Origin of the sequence: Pontibacter coccineus, from assembly GCF_030546575.1 — a bacterium.
Taxonomy (GTDB): Bacteria; Bacteroidota; Bacteroidia; order Cytophagales; family Hymenobacteraceae; genus Pontibacter; species Pontibacter coccineus.
In genome coordinates this window covers 480,973-494,990 of sequence record NZ_JAUOTN010000002.1, presented here as the reverse complement: position 1 = coordinate 494,990, position 14,018 = coordinate 480,973, and the positions used below count along the sequence as shown (strand labels likewise).

At 53.7% G+C, this 14,018-nt stretch carries 11 protein-coding genes; 3 read left to right on the top strand and 8 right to left on the bottom strand.

Going from position 1 to position 14,018, the window contains the following annotated elements; genetic code table 11:
- Positions 1 to 361: 361 nt before the first annotated feature.
- From Q4E40_RS06140 to Q4E40_RS06130, 3 genes are read left to right on the top strand one after another with little or no spacing between them, the layout of a single operon-like run.
- Entirely contained in the window at positions 362 to 3,526 is a 3,165-nt protein-coding gene (locus Q4E40_RS06140) for a SusC/RagA family TonB-linked outer membrane protein (RefSeq protein WP_303410738.1), read from the top strand.
- An 18-nt stretch (positions 3,527 to 3,544) separates the two neighbouring features.
- Entirely contained in the window at positions 3,545 to 5,044 is a 1,500-nt protein-coding gene (locus Q4E40_RS06135; protein ID WP_303410736.1) for a SusD/RagB family nutrient-binding outer membrane lipoprotein, read from the top strand.
- Between the two features lie 27 nt (positions 5,045 to 5,071).
- Positions 5,072 to 5,668, top strand: a complete 597-nt coding sequence (locus Q4E40_RS06130) for a hypothetical protein (protein WP_303410734.1) — start codon at positions 5,072 to 5,074, stop codon at positions 5,666 to 5,668.
- Positions 5,669 to 5,740: 72 nt separating this feature from the next.
- Here Q4E40_RS06130 and prfB read toward each other — a convergent pair.
- From prfB to Q4E40_RS06090, 8 genes are all read right to left on the bottom strand, one after another.
- Positions 5,741 to 6,818, bottom strand: a protein-coding gene (gene prfB / locus Q4E40_RS06125) for a peptide chain release factor 2 (protein ID WP_303410732.1) whose coding sequence is annotated in 2 segments (ribosomal slippage) — positions 5,741 to 6,757 and positions 6,759 to 6,818 — 1,077 coding nt in all. Because the reading frame shifts where the segments join, the coding sequence is not laid out codon by codon here.
- Positions 6,819 to 6,901: 83 nt separating this feature from the next.
- The gene (locus tag Q4E40_RS06120; RefSeq protein ID WP_303410730.1) at positions 6,902 to 7,975 is read right to left on the bottom strand and encodes a branched-chain amino acid aminotransferase; all 1,074 of its coding nucleotides are present in this window, start codon (positions 7,973 to 7,975) and stop codon (positions 6,902 to 6,904) included.
- Positions 7,976 to 8,007: 32 nt separating this feature from the next.
- A complete protein-coding gene (locus tag Q4E40_RS06115; RefSeq protein WP_303410727.1) occupies positions 8,008 to 8,559 on the bottom strand; it encodes a cob(I)yrinic acid a,c-diamide adenosyltransferase in 552 nt (183 codons plus the stop codon).
- Between the two features lie 3 nt (positions 8,560 to 8,562).
- Positions 8,563 to 9,285: an ABC transporter ATP-binding protein gene (locus tag Q4E40_RS06110; RefSeq protein ID WP_303410712.1), complete on the bottom strand. Its 723-nt coding sequence runs from the start codon at positions 9,283 to 9,285 to the stop codon at positions 8,563 to 8,565.
- Positions 9,286 to 9,295: 10 nt separating this feature from the next.
- The gene (locus tag Q4E40_RS06105; protein WP_303410710.1) at positions 9,296 to 12,340 is read right to left on the bottom strand and encodes a tetratricopeptide repeat protein; all 3,045 of its coding nucleotides are present in this window, start codon (positions 12,338 to 12,340) and stop codon (positions 9,296 to 9,298) included.
- A 15-nt stretch (positions 12,341 to 12,355) separates the two neighbouring features.
- Complete coding sequence (gene gatC, locus Q4E40_RS06100; protein WP_303410709.1) at positions 12,356 to 12,643, bottom strand: Asp-tRNA(Asn)/Glu-tRNA(Gln) amidotransferase subunit GatC; 288 nt, start codon at positions 12,641 to 12,643, stop codon at positions 12,356 to 12,358.
- Positions 12,618 to 13,391: a lysophospholipid acyltransferase family protein gene (locus tag Q4E40_RS06095; protein WP_303410708.1), complete on the bottom strand. Its 774-nt coding sequence runs from the start codon at positions 13,389 to 13,391 to the stop codon at positions 12,618 to 12,620. Before Q4E40_RS06095 ends, gatC begins: the two co-directional genes overlap by 26 nt.
- A gap of 68 nt (positions 13,392 to 13,459) precedes the next feature.
- Positions 13,460 to 14,017 carry an NUDIX domain-containing protein gene (locus Q4E40_RS06090; RefSeq protein WP_425475171.1) on the bottom strand — a complete coding sequence of 186 codons (558 nt, stop codon included), beginning with the start codon at positions 14,015 to 14,017 and terminating at the stop codon, positions 13,460 to 13,462.
- Position 14,018 lies beyond the last annotated feature (1 nt).

The window sequence follows — 14,018 nt, the reverse complement described above, 5'->3', positions numbered from 1 at the left end:
TCAGCATTACCACTCATTGTCTTTAACTTTTCTCTCCTACCGCAACAGATCGAACCTTCACTCACATACTTAAAATATAAATATATAAATAATCGCAACTTGATATAATAATATATTTTTTTAGTTAAAATACTATTAATCAAGTTCTAATTGAAATTTGACACGTATAATGTTATGATTACTAAATAGAACTTTGGCATTAAACTATAGATACCGAAAATGCTTAATACCTAGCCTTTTGATTTGATTCCATAGGGTCAACTTCTAAAAAGCGCTTGTTACCTCACCAGCAGGTGCCCCACCTCGCGGCACTTTTCCGAACTGATTCTATACACTTTGTGAAACCAAAATTTTTGGGAACATGAACAAACTACTACTACTGAGTTTTATTTTGGTGTTTGCCCTTTTTCAGCAGGGGATGGCCCAGACTAGAACGGTTACGGGTACCGTAACAGATCAGGAAACGGGGCAAGGTCTGCCCGGTGTTGCCGTACTGGTGCAGGGCACCAGCGTTGGCACCGCTACAGGAGCCAACGGCGAATATTCCATCAATGTGCCGGCAGGCTCTAACACGCTTGCTTTCCGTTTTATTGGCTACACCACCGTCACACGTGAAATTGGCAGCGAATCAACCATCAACGTAGCCTTGAGCGTAGACACCCGCCAGTTGCAGGAAGTGGTGGTGACGGCTGTAGGTATAGAGCGCACCGAGCGATCATTGGGTTACGCCGTGCAGAACGTAGAGGGTGATCAGTTGTCGCAGCGCTCCGAGCCAAACGTCGTAAACGCCCTGCAGGGCAAGGTCGCAGGTGTGGAGATCATCTCCTCGAGCGGTCTGCCGGGTGCCGGCACGCAGGTGTTTATCAGGGGTATTTCTTCCGCGACCGGCAACAATCAGCCGCTGTTTGTGGTCGACGGTATCCCGATCGATAACTCTACCAACTTCACCTCCGCCCCCACCGTGGGTGGTGCCGCCTACTCTAACCGTGGCCTTGACATCAACCCGAATGATATCGAATCGATGACTGTGCTAAAGGGCCCTGCTGCTGCGGCACTCTACGGGTCCAGAGCGGCGAACGGTGCCATCATCATCACCACCAAGAAAGGGATGGCCGGTGATGCCAACAAGAAATTTGAGGTGACGGTAACCTCCTCGTTCAATTTGCAGAACGTGTATGGCTTGCCCGAGTACCAGAATGACTACGGGCAGGGTACTAACTTCCGCTATAGCCCGAACGTGACTGATAGCTGGGGGCCAAGGTTTGGCACGCCAGGTATAACCACCGTACCCAACGTTCCCGGCAACCCGCAGGAGACACTGGAGTACAAAGCATTCCCGGATAACGTGAAAGACTTTTTTGAGACAGGCACCATCTTTGACAATGGTTTGCAGCTGGCTGGTGCTGGTGCTAACACCAGGTATATCTTCAGCGCCAACAGCACCAACCAGTCCGGTATCATCCCCAACAGTGGCCTCGACCGCTTCTCGCTGCGCGCTGCCGGTACAGCGGAGCTTTCATACGGTATCTCGCTCGACGCCTCCATTATCTATGCGAATACGGAGCAGGAAGGTTCTTTGCAGGGAAACTCTGGCACCAGCCCCTGGTTCACGCTTCCTTTTACACCCAGAAGCTTCGACATCAACAATGTGCCATATAAAATAGGCCCCGGCCAGCAAGCCCCCACTCTGTTCACACAGCTCGCCCGCGATAACCCGCGCTGGAGCGTGAACGAGAACTTCTATGAAAGCGAGGTGAACAGAACCATCACCAGTGCCACCGTTAACTGGAAGCCTCAGTTCTTTCAGGACCTGACCTTTACCTACCGCATTGGTCTGGACCAGTACTCGGACCGACGCCGCGAGGCAATTGCCTTTGGTTCGATCAACTCGAACGGAAATACGGCCCTCAACCGACGGGGCTCCCAGATCTACGACGACATCTTCTACCGTCAGTTTAACCAGGATATATTCGGGGTCTACACCAAAGACCTCAACGAGGATATCAATCTGCGATTCCTGGTGGGTAACCAGATCAACACCATTAACACCGACAACAGGAACATCAGAGCGGAAGACCTGATCACTCCGGAATTCTACAACCTGATCAACCACACCAATACCAACATCTTCCCGACGAACACCGAGACACAGCGTCGGTTAGTGGGCGTTTATTCACAGCTCGGCCTGTCGTACAGGAACTGGCTGTTCCTGGAGTTACAGGGTCGTAATGACTGGTCATCAACCCTCGCGCTCGACAACAACAGCTACTTCTATCCCGCCGCCAGCGTGGGTTTCGTGTTCACGGATGCTTTCGACATCGCCAACCCCATTCTCAGCTATGGTAAACTGCGGGCCAGCTACGCCCGTGTTGGTAACGACGCAGGCATATACCTGACCAACACGGTGTTTATCAACCAGGCCTTCGGTAATAACGTGGCAGGCCTTTCCTTCCCGTTCAATGGCACGGTGGCTGCGGTAACGCGAAGCAACAGACGGGGCAACCTGGAACTGAACCCTGAGTTCACCACCTCCTACGAAGCCGGGGTTGAGTTGGGCCTGTTTGATGGAAGAGCCTCGTTCGATATAAACTACTTCTTCAACAAAACCACCGACCAGATCTTTAACGTGGACGTGCCGGGTTCAACAGGCTTCACCACCTTTACCCAAAACGCCGGTGAGATCCAGAATAAAGGCTGGGAGATAACGGCCACCGGTACCCCGTTTACCTTTGAGGGCGGCTTCCGCTGGGATGTTAACGTAAACTTCACAGACATACAGTCTAAAGTTGTATCGCTGGCACCCGGACTCAACCAGTTCACGTTGCTGACTGGTGCCGGAACCGGTGCCTTCACAGGTCTTAGCCCGGTGCTGATCCCTGGCCAGCCTTTCGGCGTGATCCAGTCCTCCGCTTTCCTGCGCGACGAGCAGGGCCGCTTCATCATTAACCCCAATACGGGCGTGCCCGTGGTGGACCAAAACCCACGCATCATTGCGGACCCAAACGCCGACTGGTGGGGTAGCCTGGGCAATACCTTCAGCTTTAAAGGATTTAACCTGAACGTGCTCCTGCAATATGTGCACGGTGGCGACTTCTACTCCCGCCAGACGCAGATTTCTCGTTTGCGCGGTACGCTAGAAGAGCAGGTGGACAGAGAGCGACCCTATCTGTTTGAGGGTGTGGTCCTGAACGCAGATGGCACCAGCCGGCCAAATACAACCCAGATCTCAGCTCAGGAGTACTGGGTGGCTTTGAACGCCGCGAACGAATTTGCAGTGTTTGACGCATCGGTGTTCAGGGTGCGGGAAGTAAGCCTGGGATACGAACTGCCTGCCGAGATACTGGAGCGCACCCCGTTTGGGGCCGCCAGCATTTCCGTCTCCGGCCGTAATCTCTTCTTCTATGCGCCCAACCTGCCACATGCCGACCCGGAGTCGAACCAACTCGGCGGCAACACCAGGGGCTTTGAGTTTAACTCTCCTCCATCTGTTAGAAACTACGGTGTAAACCTCCGTTTCACATTCTAAATCTAGACACCAAAGCATATGAAAAAGATAACTATAACAAAAGGTGTGGTGTTGGCATTTATGTTGGCAATCGCCAGCTCCTGCGACGATTACCTGGATGTGAACGTGAGCCCGAACAACCTGCCGAACGCCTCGGTGCAGAGCCTGCTCCCGGGAGCGCAGATAGGTACGGGATTCTTTGCGGGAAACACCGCCCAGATCATCACTTCGCTCTGGATGCAGCAAATGGCCGGCACAGGCACGCAGACGGACCCCTACGACCGGTACAACGTTTCGCCGGAGAACAACGAATGGAACACGATCTATGCCACGCTGCTGGATGATCTGGAGCAGATCGTGCAACAGGGGCGTGAAGAGGGAAACTTCCATTACGCAGGTATAGCCCGTATCCAACAGGCCTATGTATACCTGATGGCGACAGACCTGTGGGGTGATATACCTTTCTCGCAGGCATTGAACATCGAGGAATTCCCCAAACCGGTCTACGATCCGCAGGAACAGGTATACGCCGGGGTCGCGCAGTTGCTGGATGAGGGGCTCGCCGACCTGGACGAGACGACGGTGACAGCCGCCTCGCTCGGGGATCAGGTATACGGTGGCAACCTTGACAGATGGCGCAAGGCCGCCAACTCGATCAAGCTGAAGCTATACCTGCAAAGCCGCAAGACGAACCCGAACTCGGCAAGCGCCATTACGCAGCTGGTAAACGAAGGGAACCTGATCTCTTCCAACGCAGAGAACTTCAATATCAACTTCTTTGCCTCATCAGGCTCTTTCAATCCGATCTACATGTACCAGCACCAGACGCGCATCAACGACATGATCCTGAGCCAGCGCTTCTACGACTCGCTTACGGCTCTCAACGACCCAAGGCTGCCTGTGTTCTTCACCCGAACCAATGGAAATTACGTCACTTATGACAACGGTGCTTTTACATCTGTACCCTTCACAAGCCCAAACAGGTCCCGCTGGGGAGTGTATGTGGTGGGTAACGGCACACAGAATGCCGACGGCACCATTTCGAATGGCGGCGCTGCCCCTATACGCCTTATTACCTTGACGATGGTGAACTTCTGGCTTGCCGAGGCTGCCCTTACGCTGGGCACTCCCGGCGAGCCGGCCCAGTATTTCAGACAGGCGCTCCAGGCACAGTTCGACGATATCAGGAGTTTTGTGACTGCTGCCAGTTTACCGGCCAATTTCGAAGCGGATGCTGCTGCCTACATCGACAGGCGGGTGGCGGCCTTTGAGGCAGCCGGCTCCACGGGGGCCAAGCTGAACATTCTCATCAGGGATAAATGGGCCTCTTCGGTCGGAAATGCCTACGAGGCCTATAATGATTACCGGCGCACCGGATACCCACAACTCGAACTTGCCCAGAACCCACAGGTAGGCGTCACCAGAATCCCTGTCCGCTGGCCTTATGCACTGGGCGAAATACAGGGTAACGCAGAGAACGTACCGCTGCAGGATTATCCTGAGGGCTTACTGGTACCGGTTTGGTGGATGGGTGAATAGTGTATTTGACTTTAAAGCGATTTAAAAATGAAGATCCAGAATTTAACAGTTAAGTACACGGCCCTAGTTACGCTGTGCTTGACACTGATCAGTTGTGAAAAAGATGAGTTTGATGGCCTTACTAATACAGACCCGGTGCCTGAGGCTGCCATTACCTTCCCCCAGTCTGTAGGTCCCAACAATCAGCCACTGCTCGATGAGAACGCCTTCCTGATTTATCAGAATGCGATAGCGAATGGCAATATATCGATAGAGATCAGGGTACCCGAGGGCAAGCAGATCACTTCTGTAGTGGCCGCGGCGCAAAGATTCCGTAACGGTGCTGCTACCGCTCCTAACCTTAGCCCTACATTGCCCACGGCCACTACGCCGGCTGGTCTTGCTGCCCGGGCTCCGGATGCAGTGATTACCAGAAATACGGCCCCTAACCTGCCAAGCCAAGCCCTCGGGCCGGGTAACGTGGTGACATTTACTATACCTGCCAACCCGCTTCCCGCCCCGCTGATGGACGCTGAACTGACAGATCTCCAGGTAAATGATGTGATCCGCTTTTTCTTCAGGGTTACTCTGTCGGATGGCACCGAGCATCGCGCCATGGAGGTACGGGTAATCGTAACCGGTTAGGCTGACCGATCTCTCATAGCACAAAAAAGGCTCCCTCTTCAGGAAGCCTTTTTTACTGTCTATACCTTAGCTCTAAGCCTGCATCAGGAAAGCTTTGATATATTCATCCAGGTCGCCGTCGAGCACATTCTGCACATCCGACCGCTCTACGCCCGTCCGGATGTCTTTCACGAGTTTGTAAGGGTGCAGCACGTAATTGCGGATCTGTGAGCCGAAGTCAATACGTTTCTTGGTGCTCTCAATACGGTCGCGCTCTTCGTTGCGCTTCTCCATCTCGATCTGGTAGAGACGGGACCTGAGCATGCGCAGGGCGTGTTCCTTGTTCATCAGCTGGGAGCGCTCAATCTGGCATTCGATCACGATACCGGTTGGTTTGTGTTTCAGGCGCACGGCCGTCTCCACTTTGTTCACGTTCTGCCCCCCGGCTCCACCCGACCGGAAAGTGTCCCACTCAATGTCGCTTGGGTTTACCTCGATGTGAATGGTGTCGTCCACCACCGGGTAGGCAAACACAGAGGCAAATGAGGTATGACGGCGGCCGCCAGAGTCAAAGGGAGAGATACGCACAAGACGGTGAACCCCGATCTCCGATTTAAGGTAGCCGTAGGCAAAGTCGCCGGTGATCTCCAGGGTGGCTGATTTTATACCTGCACCGTCGCCGGGGTTGTAGTTGACCTGCCTCACGCCAAATTTGTGCGACTCGGCCCACATGATGTACATGCGCATCAGCATTTCGGCCCAGTCCTGGCTTTCAGTGCCCCCCGCTCCCGGATTGATCTCCAGGATGGCACTCAACTGGTCTTCTTCACCACTGAGCATGCGCTTGAACTCCAATCCCTCGATGGCCTGCTCTGTCTTTTTCGCCTCCGCTTTTATGTCTTCTTCCGACACATCACCTTCCTTGTGGAAATCAAAGAGCACTTCCAGGTCAGACAAGGACTTTTCTACCTCTTCGTAGTGGTCTGTCCATACCTTCAGCAATTTAACCTCTTTGAGTACTTTCTCGGCTTCCTTTGGTTCATCCCAAAAGTCAGGCGCCAGGGTCTGTTTCTCGGTTTCCGCTATCTGTTCTTTCTTGGCATCGTAGTCAAAGATACCTCCTCAAGGCTGCAACGCGAGCCTTTAATTCCTTCATTTGTTCTGAAGTCATGCTTTCTGTTATTTATTAAACGCTAAAATGCTGGATCGCAAGCCCTATACGCTTCCAATCCAGCATTCACTCATACTTTATCTTTATAAGCTGATCTTATAGATCCAGTTATGCGCATCGGGTGCCTGACCGGTCTTGATACGATCCAGTTCCGCCGCGATGCTGTTGGAAATCTCACGACCTTCCGGTGCCGGCAAATCCATGTCTTCGCCATTGTAATGGATGGTGGCGATCTGAGCGATGGTAGCGGCTGTACCTGTACCGAATGCTTCCTGCAGTTTGCCGGCCTTGTGTGCTTCCACAATCTCGCTTACGGCCACTTTTCGTTCCTCTACCGGTATACCTTTGTCGCGGGCGATCTGCAGCACGCTGTCGCGGGTAATGCCCGCCAGGATGGTGGTGCTTACGGCAGGCGTTACCAGTTTGCCATCGATCACGAACATCACGTTCATGGTGCCCGACTCTTCGATATACTTGTGTTCGCGCGCGTCAGTCCAGATCAATTGGTGGTAGCCACGCTCCTGCATTTTGCGGGCAGGGAATAGCGCCGCGCCGTAGTTGCCGGCTGCCTTGGCAAAACCGGCTCCGCCTTCGGCAGAGCGCACATAGTTCGGCTCAATGGCAACACGCAGCGGCTGGCCATAATAGGCGCCCACCGGGCAGCTGAACACGACGAAGCGGTAAGTTGAAGATGGACGCACCCCGATAAAATCGTCGGTCGCGAAGATGAAGGGCCGAATGTAGAGGGCGCAACCCGGTGTTGGCGGTACCCAGGCAGCATCCAGCCGGAGCAGCTGCTCCAAGCCCTGCATGAAGATCTCCTCTGGCAGCTCAGGTATGCACATGCGCTCGCCCGAGATGTTCAGTCGCTTGAAGTTAGCCAACGGCCTGAACAGCTGGATGTCACCTTCAGCGTTTCTGTAGGCTTTCATACCCTCGAAGATGGCCTGACCGTAGTGGATGGCCGAGGTGGCCGGGCTAAGCGACATGTTGCCGTAAGGCACGATTTCAGGATTCTGCCAGGCGCCATCCTTGTAATCGGCTACCAGCATGTGGTCGGCAAATATTTTCCCGAACTCAATATTATTAAAGTCTACCTCAGCGATGCGGCTCTGCGTAACCGTCTCAGCAGGTATAGTTAGGGTATCAACTGACATAAATAAAGGGAATTATTAGTTGAACAATGCAATCAGACACGCGGCTTCCAGGCGATTTCCTCAGCCTGTAACTCATACGTCATTTTCCGGCAAAGAGCGAACAGATAATCGGACAGGCGGTTGAGGTACACGATCACCAGATCGTCTACCGGTGATTCTTCCTGGAGGCGGATGGCCAGACGCTCGGCGCGGCGGCAAACGCAGCGGGCCAAATGCCCGAATGAAACCGACTGATGACCGCCCGGAAGCACAAATGAGCGCAATGGAGGCACTTCAGCTGTCATCTTGTCAATTTCCTGCTCCAGCAGGGTAACATCCTCGGGATGGAGATCCGGAGTCACCATTTTGGTGTTCTTGTCGGGGTCGGTGGCCAGCGTGGAGCCGATGGTGAAGAGGCGGTCCTGTATCTCTTTCAGGATCTCAGCCCGGCTCTTGTTCACTTCCTGGTCTCGTACCAGCCCGATGTAGGAGTTTAGTTCGTCTACGGTGCCGTAGGCTTCTATGCGTAGGTGGGATTTGGCAACACGGGTACCGCCTATCAGGGAAGTTGTGCCTTTGTCGCCTGTCTTGGTGTATATTTTCATGAGCTAGTGCGCTGCGTTCATGTTCGCATGCGAAGTAACATCCTGGTTCATCTCGTCTGTTTCCACTAATCCGTCGCGGAGGCGCACAATGCGGTGAGCGTACTTGGCGATGTCCTCTTCGTGCGTCACCATGATGATGGTGTTGCCTTTGGCGTGCAGGTTCTCGAACAGCTCCATGATCTCGTAAGAGGTTTTGGTATCGAGGTTACCGGTGGGTTCGTCGGCCAGGATGATGCTGGGGTTGTTGATCAGCGCGCGGGCAATGGCCACACGCTGGCGCTGACCACCCGACAGTTCGTTTGGTTTATGCTTGCCACGGTTACCCAGGCCTACACTCTCCAGCGCTTTCTGCGCCTTTTCCTCACGCGTCGATTTGTTATACCCGGCATAGATCAGGGGCAGGGCTACGTTTTCGAGTGAACTCTGGCGCGGCAGCAGGTTAAAGGTCTGGAACACAAAACCGATCTCCTTGTTGCGCACCTCCGCCAGCTCGTTGTCGGTCATGTTGCTCACATCGTTCCCGTTGAGCACGTACTGTCCTCCGGAGGGTGTGTCCAGGCATCCGATGATGTTCATGAGCGTTGACTTTCCGGAACCGGATGGCCCCATAAACGCCACATACTCTCCCCGCTCGATCCGGATAGACACAGACTTAAGTGCATGAATCGTTTCGCTACCCATGCGGTATACCTTCGAAATATCGTGTGTCTCGATGATGGTGCTCATAGAACCTGTTTTAGAGTTGCCATTGGTCCGCCTCTGCCTCTTTAGCACGGCGCTGTTTATCAAATTTCTCTTTAAAAGTACTATATTCCGAAGCAGGAAGCAAGCTCTGCAGCGAAACAAGCGCCTCGTCTGCGTAATTGACAAGTCCCCTGTTTAGGCTCTCAAGCGCATAGGCTTTGTACAGTTTAATAGAGTATGGATTATAGGTGATCCCGTCCAGCAGGATGTCATAAGCCTGCATCTCGCCCGGGCTATACCGGGCATAGAAAGCGGCGGCATCCGCTACCACATTTTCATCGAACAGCAGCATCTTCAGTGCCTGGCTGTAGCGTTCGGCGGCTTCGCGGTCACGGCCTTTGATTTCAGCTATTCTCGCCCGGAAGTACAGTTTGTGCCGCTTGTCCTTCGGCGTCAGGTATAGGTTGTCCATCCGCTTCACCAGCACCTCCTGGTTCTTGGTGTTGAGCCACAGGCGCATTTGCTGCAGGTTGAGCTTAGAGCGAAGTTCACCTTCCGGCTGCAGTTCAGTAGCTGCCTCTTTTATGGCTTCGTTGGCCAGCTTCCACTGCCGTTTTCCCATGTAGTAGTCTACCTTGGCCACCAGCGCCTCCCGACGAAGGTCCTTTTCCTGCACACTCTTCACAATGCGTTCCACATCTGCAGGCAGCAGGTCAGGCAGGTAGGCGATCAGGTACTGTACCTTGTCACGGTCCGGGGCTTTTGTAATAATGGTGGACGGGGCCTGCTCCAGCACCTCCTCCAGCGACTGCGCCACCGTAACCGCCGACTCCAACTCTGTAAAGGCTACATCGCCCAGCGCCACCACCGCCTCATCAGACTGGTGGTTGAGGGCCAGTGCGTAGGCATGCGACAGGAAAGCCTGCGTAAAGCCCCTGTCTTTGGCCTCTTTGAAATAATGGGCGGCGATGCCGTAGTTTTCCTCTTCCATCATCCAGTGCCCCAGGGCATTGTAGTAGTAGCCACTGCGCTCTCCCGCAGCCAGTGCCAGGTTCTCCACCACGCTGCGCGCCTCCTTCGGCCTGCCGTCGTAGTGGTGCACCAGCCCTTTCAGGTATAGCAGGTCCTCCATAAAGAGCCTGTTTTCCTGTGAGGCCAGGTAGCGGTTAATGGGTTTCAACAGCGATGTATCGCCTTTGTTTACACTGGAAATGGTTTTGTTGTAGAATAGGGTCAGGTCCTCCACCTGCTCCAGCGAGTCCGGCACAAAATCGTCCTCTTTGATATCGGAAGCACGACCCAGCAACTGGTTAAGGGCCGCCATGTTGCTGCGCAGCGGCTTGTATTTGGCAGAGCGGATTTCAGTTAGCAGCTCCTTGGCCTCTTCCGGCATGGCCTGGCGGGTGTAATAGGCCATGCGGTTGCTGCGCACCACATCCTGGTTTTCCGCGTACTGCTGGGCAAGATCAAAGTAGTAGGCTACGCTGTCGTGCACGCTGGTCTGTGCGTATAGTAGCGCCAGGTTGTTGTAGATCTCTCCATTTTTCGGAAAGGCCTCTGCCCCCTGCTGCAGCACATACAGCTTTTCGAAAAAGTACTGCTTGCGATCATACAGGTTGGCCAATCGGATATAGAGCTTCGGGTTCGGGCTCCGCTCCAGTGCTTCCTGCAGCGTTAAAATCTCCTTGTTACGCTCGTTCTGGGCACGGTACATAGCCGACAAGCTGAAGCTGGCCTTCGTGTTATGCGAGTCAAAGAGATCGCTCTCTTGGTAGAAACGCTCTGCCAGTATATCATTTTCAGACCCCTGGTACAGGTCGCCGAGGTAGCTGTAGTAGCCGGCATAGGCATTGAAATAGACCCTGAACTGAGTGCGCATCACCAGGATGGCCAACAGAATGGCTCCCATCGTGTAAATAGTATACACGGGCAGCCGCTTGGGTTGGTATACGACTTTGTAAACGGCCAGCCGCTGTTGGATCAGCCCCCCAAAATTCACCATCACATACACAAAAAAGAAGGTCCCGAAGGCCAGGTGCGTGTAGACGATCAGGTTGTGGAAGACGGAAATAGCGGAATCGTTGGCGGTGGCATAGGCGTAGCCGATGCTCAGGAAAGTGATGGTGGCAAACACCAGGTAGATGATGGCGCCGGTAGGCTTAAAGGGGAAAAGTCTGCCGTACAGGGCTTCGCGCTGGCGCATGCCCCAAAACCCGGCTATCGCCGAGAACAGCAGGATAACGAAGGCATTGATGTAAAAAAAGTCTCCTTTTAAGTAGCCGACGTGGCGCAGGTATAGCAGCACCAGGTTCACCAGGTATAGCACACTGACCAGCACAAACTGCCATACGCTGAAACGACGCTCTGGCTTAGCGGCCTGTGTGTTGATCCAAAGAAGGGCATTGATGTTTTCGTAGCCCACCCAGATCATAAAAAGCAGGGAAGCCACGATGAGCGCCAACGAGCTGTAATTGGCCAGGTGCAAGGTGGTCAGTAACGGCGTGAAGTCGGACTCCGTGTAAATAAAGGCCCCCAGCAAACTGACCAGCGCAATCATCACCATGACCCGCACAGTAAAGGAAACCTGCTGGTAAAACGCTTGAAAAGCATAGCTGGCTAAGGCAAAAAGCACGATCGACACCAGCAATGTGGCCTGTCCGGTACTGTTGCCGATCACGCCAAGCAGATCCAGGTTAAAAGAGGCCAGCAGCATCATGAGCAGCAGCATACCTGCAAAGTAAGGGATGCGCTTCATGGTGGTGATCGCCGCGGTATAGAAAGCCAGGCAGAGAGCCAGTAACAGCATCAGACCCACTGCAGCGATTTTATTCAGGACGGGCATCGCCACATCATACTGTTCCGTGAGCAGGTAGCCGTCGGCATACAGGGTAAAGGACTCCAGCAGCCGCGAAAACTCGTGTACCGGCACCTGCACCACCTGCAACTCAGGCAGCTTATCCCAGGCCAGGAAACTGCTCTCGCCGGTGAAGTAATGGTATACCCCCAGCATGAGCGCCAGCGCAGCCACGATCAGCAAAAACAGAAAGGGATACCTGGTGTCCGCATCCCAACTGTTCCAAAACTTGATTTTGTTCATAGACAAGCCGACAGACTATTCGAGCACTTTCGGCACTCTGAAATAATCGGAGTCTTTCTTTGGTGCGTTTTTCAGCGCTTCGTCGTGCGATACGGTGTTCTGTGCCAGGTCTTCGCGCATCACGTTGACTTCTTCTGACATGTGAATGAGGGGCTCCACGCTTTCGGTGTCGAGTTCACGGAGCTGGTCCACCCAATTCAGGATCTTGTTCAGGTCCTGCAGCATCTCCTGCTCTTTCTCCTCGTTAAACTCCAGCCTAGCCAGGTGCGCAATCTTTCTAATGGTTTGTATATCGGTTGACATCGATTGTGTTATGTTTCTTAAGTTCTTCTTGAATGATATTAAATACTTGCTCTTTCAGGGCTGGCAGGTCCTGCAGCGTCATGCCTTTGGTTTCGATCGGCTCGTGCATGATGATCTTGAGCGGATGCCAGCGCACTTTCAGCTTGCCGTCCAGGTCGGGCAGAAACTTGTGGTTATAGGGCATGGTCACCGGCACCACCGGCAACTGTTTCTCGATCGCCAGACGGAAAGGACCGTCTTTAAAGGCCAGCAGTTCCTCTCCGGCCGTGGGCGGTATCGTGCCTTCCGGAAAGATCACCAGGTTGCGGCCCTGCTCCAGCGTACGCACCGACTGAATGTAACTCTTGGCACTGCTGATGGCGCTTTTGCGGTCCACGGCAATGTATAGCTTTTCGTATACCTTGCCCCAGAGCGGTACTTTGGTGAGCGAGCTCTTCCCGACAAAGTTAATAAAACCCGGGATGGCATGCAGTACCAGCGGAATATCGAGGTATGAGCTGTGGTTCGGCGTGAAAATATACTGCTTTCTGCGGTCGAAGCGCATGCGCCACTCCACCTGCAGCGGTGCCAGGAACATGCGCAAGGCCGACGAGGACCAGAAGCGGTTGATGCCATGCACGTGCGGGTACCAGCGCTGTTTGCGTATAAGCACTGCCTGAAACGGATACGTGACCACAAAAGGCATCATAAACCAGGTGACACACCAGGTGGTATAAATGCGATGGGACAGGTATTTAAGCGCTTTCATGCCTTCAAATGTAAGAATAATCCACCAGTTATCAATCAGGGGCGATCCGGCCAACGGGCTTTGCCCGCTTACTTGTCCTGCTGCAGCAAAATGGCCGCTTTGAGTATACCTGCCACGCTGATGGCGTCGGTAATTTCGTTGTCCATGACCATGCGCACGGCCTCCTCAAAGGCCACGCGCCGGATATGAAGCACCTCCGTTTCTTCAAAAGCGGTTTCGCCGGCCTTTAGTTCCTGTGCCAGGAAAACAAAACCCTCCTCGTCTGTCACGGAATTGGAGGTATGCAGACGGGCAATGTTGGTCCATTTTTCGGCTGTAAAACCGGTTTCCTCCTGCAGCTCGCGCTTCGCCGAAGCCAGGATGTCGTTCTCGATCAGGCCGCCGCCCATGGGTATCTCCCAGCTGTACTCGTTGAGCGGGTAGCGGTACTGCCCCACCAGGTAGGTATAACCCTCGTCATCGATAGGGATGATGCCGATGGCCTTGTTCTTCATGCTCACCACACCATAGATGCCCTCGCCGCCATTGGGGTTGAGCACCTGGTCTTCGCGCACTTTAATCCAGGGGTTCTGGTAAATCTCCTTGCTGGACAGGGTGGTCCAGGGGTTGTGTTTTTCGTCCACCATC

What these genes read in the sequence shown, in the direction of transcription:
- Q4E40_RS06090 (WP_425475171.1), bottom strand. Translation starts at nt 14,017, where the DNA reads ATGGTGGACGAAAAACACAACCCCTGGACCACCCTGTCCAGCAAGGAG.
- gatC (WP_303410709.1), bottom strand. Translation starts at nt 12,643, where the DNA reads ATGTCAACCGATATACAAACCATTAGAAAGATTGCGCACCTGGCTAGG.
- Q4E40_RS06095 (WP_303410708.1), bottom strand. Translation starts at nt 13,391, where the DNA reads ATGAAAGCGCTTAAATACCTGTCCCATCGCATTTATACCACCTGGTGT.
- Q4E40_RS06115 (WP_303410727.1), bottom strand. Translation starts at nt 8,559, where the DNA reads ATGAAAATATACACCAAGACAGGCGACAAAGGCACAACTTCCCTGATA.
- Q4E40_RS06130 (WP_303410734.1), top strand. Translation starts at nt 5,072, where the DNA reads ATGAAGATCCAGAATTTAACAGTTAAGTACACGGCCCTAGTTACGCTG.
- Q4E40_RS06140 (WP_303410738.1), top strand. Translation starts at nt 362, where the DNA reads ATGAACAAACTACTACTACTGAGTTTTATTTTGGTGTTTGCCCTTTTT.
- Q4E40_RS06135 (WP_303410736.1), top strand. Translation starts at nt 3,545, where the DNA reads ATGAAAAAGATAACTATAACAAAAGGTGTGGTGTTGGCATTTATGTTG.
- Q4E40_RS06110 (WP_303410712.1), bottom strand. Translation starts at nt 9,285, where the DNA reads ATGAGCACCATCATCGAGACACACGATATTTCGAAGGTATACCGCATG.
- Q4E40_RS06105 (WP_303410710.1), bottom strand. Translation starts at nt 12,340, where the DNA reads ATGAACAAAATCAAGTTTTGGAACAGTTGGGATGCGGACACCAGGTAT.
- Q4E40_RS06120 (WP_303410730.1), bottom strand. Translation starts at nt 7,975, where the DNA reads ATGTCAGTTGATACCCTAACTATACCTGCTGAGACGGTTACGCAGAGC.